The organism is Acinetobacter sp. ANC_7504 (genome assembly GCF_056779995.1).
The window spans coordinates 1-7,305 of the sequence record NZ_JBWYIZ010000022.1; the positions used below are offsets into that span (position 1 = coordinate 1).

9 protein-coding genes are annotated in these 7,305 nt (G+C 35.7%); 8 read left to right on the forward strand and 1 reads right to left on the reverse strand.

Going from position 1 to position 7,305, the window contains the following annotated elements; translation table 11 throughout:
• The first annotated feature begins 916 nt into the window (after positions 1-916).
• From AC1M9F_RS14300 to AC1M9F_RS14320, 5 genes are all read left to right on the forward strand, one after another.
• On the forward strand, positions 917-1,078 hold the full coding sequence (locus tag AC1M9F_RS14300) for a hypothetical protein (protein WP_481596699.1): 162 nt from the start codon (positions 917-919) through the stop codon (positions 1,076-1,078).
• 111 nt (positions 1,079-1,189) lie between these two features.
• A complete protein-coding gene (locus AC1M9F_RS14305) occupies positions 1,190-1,393 on the forward strand; it encodes a hypothetical protein (RefSeq protein WP_481596698.1) in 204 nt (67 codons plus the stop codon).
• Between the two features lie 183 nt (positions 1,394-1,576).
• The gene (locus AC1M9F_RS14310; protein ID WP_481598096.1) at positions 1,577-2,164 is read left to right on the forward strand and encodes a recombinase family protein; all 588 of its coding nucleotides are present in this window, start codon (positions 1,577-1,579) and stop codon (positions 2,162-2,164) included.
• A gap of 104 nt (positions 2,165-2,268) precedes the next feature.
• Entirely contained in the window at positions 2,269-2,565 is a 297-nt protein-coding gene (locus tag AC1M9F_RS14315) for a hypothetical protein (RefSeq protein ID WP_481598097.1), read from the forward strand.
• Positions 2,562-3,368: a hypothetical protein gene (locus AC1M9F_RS14320; RefSeq protein ID WP_481598098.1), complete on the forward strand. Its 807-nt coding sequence runs from the start codon at positions 2,562-2,564 to the stop codon at positions 3,366-3,368. Before AC1M9F_RS14315 ends, AC1M9F_RS14320 begins: the two co-directional genes overlap by 4 nt.
• 466 nt (positions 3,369-3,834) lie before the next feature.
• Here the strand turns inward: AC1M9F_RS14320 and AC1M9F_RS14325 are convergent, their stop codons facing one another.
• Positions 3,835-3,966 carry a hypothetical protein gene (locus AC1M9F_RS14325; RefSeq protein ID WP_481596696.1) on the reverse strand — a complete coding sequence of 44 codons (132 nt, stop codon included), beginning with the start codon at positions 3,964-3,966 and terminating at the stop codon, positions 3,835-3,837.
• A 329-nt stretch (positions 3,967-4,295) separates the two neighbouring features.
• Here AC1M9F_RS14325 and AC1M9F_RS14330 point away from each other — a divergent pair, with 329 nt between their 5' ends.
• From AC1M9F_RS14330 to AC1M9F_RS14340, 3 genes are all read left to right on the forward strand, one after another.
• Complete coding sequence (locus AC1M9F_RS14330) at positions 4,296-5,270, forward strand: replication initiation protein (RefSeq protein WP_481596695.1); 975 nt, start codon at positions 4,296-4,298, stop codon at positions 5,268-5,270.
• Between the two features lie 42 nt (positions 5,271-5,312).
• Positions 5,313-6,044 carry a hypothetical protein gene (locus AC1M9F_RS14335; protein ID WP_481598099.1) on the forward strand — a complete coding sequence of 244 codons (732 nt, stop codon included), beginning with the start codon at positions 5,313-5,315 and terminating at the stop codon, positions 6,042-6,044.
• A gap of 120 nt (positions 6,045-6,164) precedes the next feature.
• Complete coding sequence (locus AC1M9F_RS14340) at positions 6,165-6,665, forward strand: plasmid replication DNA-binding protein (protein WP_481596693.1); 501 nt, start codon at positions 6,165-6,167, stop codon at positions 6,663-6,665.
• Positions 6,666-7,305 lie beyond the last annotated feature (640 nt).

Here is a 7,305-nt window from a genome sequence, read left to right on the forward strand (position 1 = left end):
ATATAGGAAACGCATATGTGATGCGTGGCGTAAATATCATAAGGCTGATAGCGGCGTGTAAAGACAGATTTATATTTTATTGAATAAATTTAAAGGTATAAAAAATGAGTATGTAATAATTATATTCTTTATTGGGATTGTGACGTTATAGTTGCAATTTAGGCCGCTACCTGTCTCCGTCCTCGACCAAAATTTCGGAAACAGGTAGCTCAACCGCGCAGTACTGCGTTTTAAACGCAAGCCTAGGCATGCGCTATTGCATATTTGCGGTATATGTTTATACGGTACTGCATAACCTAGGTTATATCAAGTAATGCGCTCTCACATTAGGGAGGGTGATGTATGTGCTACAAGTACATGCTTATCCAACTAATTAGCTTTATTGCTAATATGTTGGAAATCATAAATACATTGATTGTCTAGTGATTCTGGAACCGCTTGCTAAGGCAGGCGGTTTTTTTATGAGGTAACGGTTTTGGGATAAGTGGTCTACAGCTCAATCACTCAGGAATCAAAGTCTGAACCACAAAAATGCAGCGGTTTATTTGGTCGTGTAATAAGAAAGAAATTTGATTAATTTTTTTAAAGCTACACGTATAAGAGAAGAGATTAAATTTTCCCATAATGGAAGAAATGAAAGCGCAACAAAGATTGCGCTTTTTTTATGCCTATAAAGAAAGGAGGAATATCTGATGACTTAGATTGTAAAAAGTACTTTATACAATTTAGCAATGTAGAAGCACAGTGAGTAATAGCACAAGATCCGCCTAACAAGGCGGATTTTTTTATGGAATTAGTTCTATCCCCATTGCGATGTACTCCAGAAGGGTTGGCGATATTACACAACAAACCTGAATTGTTTGGTCGTTTTAATACGCGGATAGACAGTTATTGATTATTAGAGAGGATTATATAAATGAAATTATCCAAAAATGTTTGGCAGGTTATTTTTGTTTTAGTCGCAGTAATGTTTTTAACGTTTGGATGTGAAACATGGATTAAAGCAGAAGGTGTTGATTGGTCTATTGAAGCTAAAACTTCAGCAGTCGCTCAAATCAAAAAAAGTAATACCAAATAAGCAACGTACGTGAATGAAAGAGGATATCATCCTTATCAATTTATTTTCATTCACGTAGACGTTGCGGATATACTTTATTTGAAGCCAATAAATATCATAAGGTTGAGAAAAATGGGTGAGTGGAGTGAATACTTTGAGGATTACCCCGAAGAAGATATGGGTAACTATCGAAATGGTGTTTTTGATCCTGAATTAGCAAGACGCAGACATTCTGATAATTTCGTATCGAACTATGTTTCTTCACAAGAAGCACAGTTACGGAAAGAGCAACAAGAGATACTGATGCGTTTAAAGGGCATTGATTCGAAAAAGTAAATAAAAATATTAAGGCTCGCTCTAGGCGAGCTTTTTTGTATTTAATAGAACCTATCACTTAACTATACTCAAATAGTAATTTGAAAATTGCGTCCATGTTTCTATCATTAGACTTTAAATTAATATTAAATGATATTATTATCAATTTAGTTTTTTTATTATGTTTAAATGATAGGTTTTGTGATGACTATCCGTATTTATGTTCGTGCTTCAACAAAAGATCAAGATGCGAAAAGAGCACTTGAGGATTTAATCAGTTTTAGCAATTCATATGGTTCTCATCATGTTGATTACATAGAAAATGAGAGCGGAACTAAGTTAAATCGACCAGTTCTTTCGCAATTGCTTAATGATGCAAACCCAGGTGATATTTTATTGGTTGAATCAGTGGACCGTTTATCACGATTGAATCAGGCTGATTTTGAAGTTCTAAAACAACAGATTAGAGCGAAAGGACTACGTCTCATCGTCGCCGATCTACCAACAACGCATACGGTTACGACAGGTATGACAGGAGAGATTCTTAATGTCATAAATGCCATGCTGATTGATTTACTTGCCACAATGGCAAAACTCGATAATGACAAGCGCAGAGAACGCATCAAACAGGGGCTAAAACGGTCTGGATATAAGCCAACAGGAAAAAAAGCAAATACAGCTAAACATGAGCGTATTAAACAACTTCACGCATTAAATACGATGACAAAAGAAGAAATAGCTAAGGCGGTAGGGTGTGGAGTTGCAACAGTTTATCGAGTTATTAAAAACTAATATTAACTTGGCAAATTGATTAAAAAATTATGAATTTCAAAAAAATAACAAAGTACTGACTAAAATATATGTATGGGTAAACAACTTAATTATGGTGTTTTTTTATGAAAATTTCAAAACATACATCATCAAAGTTACTTGAACTTCTTTTAGCAGAAAGTCGTCAGAATTCCAAATATATGATTCGTGGTGTTTGCTATGACTGGTTAGGAGCTGAGGTTGAATACAAAATGGATGAAGAGCGTCAAGATATCCTGATCACGCTTAACAACCCATATTGTTATCTGAGTCTAAAGCCTCGGGAAGCTGTTGAATTAGGCAGTAAATTATGTGAAGCGTTACAAGAGTATGTTAGTGAGCTTAATAAATTTCATGAGGGGCCTAAAGAGGTGTTGTCATGAGAGATGAATTGACTCTTAAGCCACAAGCATTTGTTGACTGGATTGATGTCGAATTTAAGACATATAAGACAACTAATCTTAAACATATGCGCGAACTCGTGAAAACACTCTTAAAAAAATCAGTTTATATCTTAGGACTGTCAGAATATCCAATGTGCTCATGCAGTCATTTTATTCTTCGCATTAATGATCCTAAGAGTTACAAGGATGTAGAGCTATTTTTTAAAAAATTAGATAGAAAGATTCCACTCATTGAACAATGCACTCATTTAGTGGGAATTGAGTTTGGAATTGACTTCTGGAATAGCTCACCATCCTTTTGCACGTATCTAGCTAAAAATGTAGTAAATAAGATCGATATTTCCCAACGCTTTTATAGACGTAAAAGCGAGCAACGCAAGATACCAATACAAGAAAAGACAATGACAAAATTTTTCGAAGCAGATTGGCAACTTGCTTATGGGCATAAGCGAACAATGAGTTCGCAGTACAAAAAATATCACGGAGATCAATTATCACAGCACTGTTACTTTAAGAAGACTGACAATAAGCAGGTGCTTCCTAGAGATCAACATAGAGCGCGATATGAAGTAACGTTACACCTCAATTCGATATACGATTTTGGTTTTAGCTTGGCTGATATTAAGTTTGAAAAAATGCATCGAAGATGGTTTACCTGGGAGGGTGATCAAAGCTCAGCTTTGTTAAATGAACAAGTTAGATCTTGTCTAAGGGCTCTCTCAAAAAAGTGGAATAACGATGAATCAGTTAAGCATTTACCTTCGGCACCAATTTTTAAATAAAGCATTGAATTTTAAATTTTTTTTAAGTTTCTCTAATAACATGAATTTTTTGAGATCATCTCCGGGGGTATTAAGCCTCAATTTAGTTGCAAATAAGTTATAACTAACTTCAAACAAACATACATTTATATATTTATATAAATGTATGTTTGTACAAATGTATAAAGCTTTAAATGTATATATCGGTATGGATATATATGTACCTTATATAAGGGGTGAAGTCCTAGGAAAAAAGTTGATCGCCAATGTATTCACGGTGTATCGCATTTGATTTTTTACGAAATGTCCTTGTCTTAACCATCATCAACTAATGATGAAGAAATCATTTTATTTTTTTATTCAAATAAGCAGTTATTTAGGCAACACCCTACACCGTATTATAAATACCGATAAAAGGAGTAAGGAAGTACCGACTTACCGAACTACCGAGTTACTCTAATATTCACGGGTGAGAATCTTAAAGTAATCAATCTTGTTGATCTTCCTCTTCTTCGATCAGTTCGTGCTCCTGAGTTTCACCGCGCTTAAGCTGTTCGATTGAGCGCTTCAAATGCTCTGTATTAGCGGGCGTAGATATTAAGTATTCGGTTTCATCCATTTAAAGCTCCTATAGTGCTTGCTAAGCTCATTTTTGAGCTATTTCGATTGAGACTATACAGACATCATCTTAGGTAAAAAAAGCGCTTAAATCGCAAATGATGAGCTTTGGTAAGAGTTTTAGTGCTCATTGAAAACGTATTATTATTTCAATCGATATTGAAGTTGTGTTACAAATACAGCAGACATAGAAAAGCCCCGATGACGTTCTAACTTGGCGGAAAGTCGTCAATCGAGGCTTGAATCTTTAAACAACAATAAGGGGGTTAATCCGTCTTGCGTCTGTAGACCATTTTACAGGGAAAGACGGTTTACTCAAGTAGTAAACGTATGGAATATACAAAAAGTCACTCAGCACTGACTAATTTTAAAACATCTTTAGTTGATCAACGGCAACTTGAGCTTTTTGATACCTTGCCGCGTAACCCTTATTGTATGGATGACAAACCGGGTTACATGCTGATTCGTACGAAATCAATAGCCCTAAAGAAACCCTATATTCAAATAAATCCACCTCTTACCACGGTTTACTTCGTTTTTGATGACGATAAAGATGATGCGGCATTATCCTGGTTTGATGCAGGTTTACCACAGCCTTTTTGGACAACACAGAACCCATTCAACGGGCATTGTCACCATTGCTACAAACTTGAAATACCAGTCTGTACAAGCGAATTTGCGAGCGTTAAAGCAATCAAGTATGCACAGGCGGTTTACTATGCTTATGCGCTCAAGATGGGCGCTGATCTTAGCTATTCGCATCTCATCACAAAGAACCCATTGCACCCTCAGTGGCGAACAACCTATTGGACGAAACAAGCGTACTCGCTTGACTACCTTGCTGATTTTGTCGATCTACCAAAGAAACTACCCAAAAAGCTTGAAGTAATCGGCTTGGGACGTAACGTGACCATGTTTGAGAAGGGCCGTCATTGGGCCTACAAGGCGATTAGGGACTACATGCACCACAACTCAAGCCATGAGTGGGAAAGAGCTGTCAGAGCGCAAATAGAAGCAATCAACAGCAGTTTTGAACAGCCTTTACCGCTTAGTGAGGTAAAAGCCACCGCTAAGAGCATTGCCAAGTGGGTTTGGCAACGGTTCAGCTATGGTGATTTCAGTGAGATACAGGCTAAGCGTGGCGCCAAAGGTGGTAAAAAAGGTGGTGCAGTACGCTCGGCTCAGTACGCTGATAAGCGTCAGAAAGCAATGAAATTAAAGGCAGAAGGAATGAACAACACCCAAATTGCAAAGAAACTTGATGTTAGTCGAATAACAGTGATTCGATGGCTTCAAGGGGTGTAACAGTGAGCCTTATCAGATAACAGCTTTTTTGGATGTGTCTTTATGAACTTTAAATTTTTTCGATTTGTTGAGCTTGCCGCGCTTTTACCGGTTTTAGCTATTTCTCTTGCCTGTCTATATAAATATTCTTTTTATAATTCTCTAAACGTACCTTGGGTATTAAGTCAATTACAGATCAGCGGTATTCTTATGAATGCTGTACCCATATTTCTAGAAATGTTTTTAGGGCTATCCGTTGCTGCAGCTGTATATCTTTATTTTAGATCTATCTTTGATGAAGGTTGTTCTTTATTTATTGTAATTATTGGACTTTTTATTTTAATTGTCTCTTTAAAGATCTTTAGTTGGGATACACAATTAGTAACGTTACTTTTGGATAACAGTATATTCCTCTACATATATTTATTGGTTGGTTTCATTCTTTATACTCTAGAAACTACGAGTATTATGAAATCTCTTTGTGTTGGGATATGTATGTTTTCATTAGTACTGTTTCAGGCGTTGATTGATTATAAAAGTTACAAAGAGATAGAAAAATTATTTAACAATGAAAGTCCTTTTTCTAGAGTTTATTTCACGAAAGAAGGCAATGAGTTAATTCCTACAACTTATATTTCTAATGCAGATAAGAAGGAATATCTCTTAGATTGGCGGCTTTTAGAGCTAGTAGGAGATAAAGCAATTATTATTATTTCTAATAAAATTGAATTGGATGGTAGAAAAAAGCCTCAAATTAGAATTATTGATTATAAATTAATTGATCGACTTTATTAAAAATTAGTGTCTTAAATAGGTATTTTTATATTTTAAAAATTTTCTTTTTTATAAGTATATTGAGCCTTGACAGAAATTTAATGTAGTCTAGTTTACAAGGTTGACATTCAGAATTACAAAATGAAATCTTTATCTGTAATCGAACTATCGAAGCTTTACGGGATGACACGTCAAGCCGTTTATAAACAAATAAATAAAGGAAATTTAACTAAAAATAGTGACGGTAAAATTGACCTTGCGGAAGCTATCCGTGTCTTTGGTGAACCATCACAACATGCCAACCATTCACAGACAACTGTAACACCAAAGTTGTCGGAAGTTTACTTGCTTGAACAACAAGTTTACATGCTTCAAAAGCAGCTTGAGCTTGCACAAGACCGTGAACAATTCCAAAGAGAACAACTTCAAGCTAAGGATGAGCAAATCGAATCCTTACAGCGGTTACTAGGTGCACCAAAACCACAGCCACAGGCTGAACAGGGACAAGTGGCTGATTCTGAAAATCTTACAGCGAATACTCAAGAATCATTGGCTACCGTACAGGTTAAGGAGTCTTTTAATTCAGAACCAAAAAAAAGACGTGGATTCTTTGGACGTGTGATGCGTGCGGTTCTGGAGTGAATTGATGAAGTTACAGGTATAAGAGAGCAGAGGGTAATTTAGGTTAGATTGGTTTGTTTGACTATAAATTTTGATGGTTAGCTAAAGATGCCTCAATTCTTTCATCATGCGACAAATTGAAATGTATTCGAGGCTAGTCTAGTGACAAGTTATGTATGACGTCTACTTTACATCAGTCGAGGAAAATAAGATGCCGATAAAGTGACAAGTTATGTATGACGTCTACTTTTTGATTTCAGGATCTTTTGTGTCTGAAAGAAGGAGGTAAGGTAATGACTTAGGTTGTGAAAAGCACTTAATACAATGAAGAGATATAGAAAAAAATTACATAACAGCAGAAAATTTATACTAAGAGGGTAGACAAAGGATTTGGGATGAATGGTCAACTGATCATTATTGCTTTAATCAAAAGCCTATTCCTTTTAATAAGAAAGTGTACAGAGGCATAACGAAGGTATTTAGATAGCACTCAACGACAACAAGTAACGCACTTGATTGCTAATGGGATAGCCATTTCAGTATAACTCTTATAAAGTAAAACATAGAAATATATAGGAAACGCATATGTGATGCGTGGCGTAAATATCATAAGGCTGATAGCGGCGTGTAAAGACAGATTTATATTTTATTGAATAAATTT

What these genes read in the sequence shown, in the direction of transcription:
- AC1M9F_RS14325 (WP_481596696.1), bottom strand. Translation starts at nt 3,966, where the DNA reads ATGGATGAAACCGAATACTTAATATCTACGCCCGCTAATACAGAGCAT.
- AC1M9F_RS14330 (WP_481596695.1), top strand. Translation starts at nt 4,296, where the DNA reads ATGGAATATACAAAAAGTCACTCAGCACTGACTAATTTTAAAACATCT.
- AC1M9F_RS14310 (WP_481598096.1), top strand. Translation starts at nt 1,577, where the DNA reads ATGACTATCCGTATTTATGTTCGTGCTTCAACAAAAGATCAAGATGCG.
- AC1M9F_RS14335 (WP_481598099.1), top strand. Translation starts at nt 5,313, where the DNA reads ATGAACTTTAAATTTTTTCGATTTGTTGAGCTTGCCGCGCTTTTACCG.
- AC1M9F_RS14300 (WP_481596699.1), top strand. Translation starts at nt 917, where the DNA reads ATGAAATTATCCAAAAATGTTTGGCAGGTTATTTTTGTTTTAGTCGCA.
- AC1M9F_RS14305 (WP_481596698.1), top strand. Translation starts at nt 1,190, where the DNA reads ATGGGTGAGTGGAGTGAATACTTTGAGGATTACCCCGAAGAAGATATG.
- AC1M9F_RS14315 (WP_481598097.1), top strand. Translation starts at nt 2,269, where the DNA reads ATGAAAATTTCAAAACATACATCATCAAAGTTACTTGAACTTCTTTTA.
- AC1M9F_RS14320 (WP_481598098.1), top strand. Translation starts at nt 2,562, where the DNA reads ATGAGAGATGAATTGACTCTTAAGCCACAAGCATTTGTTGACTGGATT.
- AC1M9F_RS14340 (WP_481596693.1), top strand. Translation starts at nt 6,165, where the DNA reads ATGAAATCTTTATCTGTAATCGAACTATCGAAGCTTTACGGGATGACA.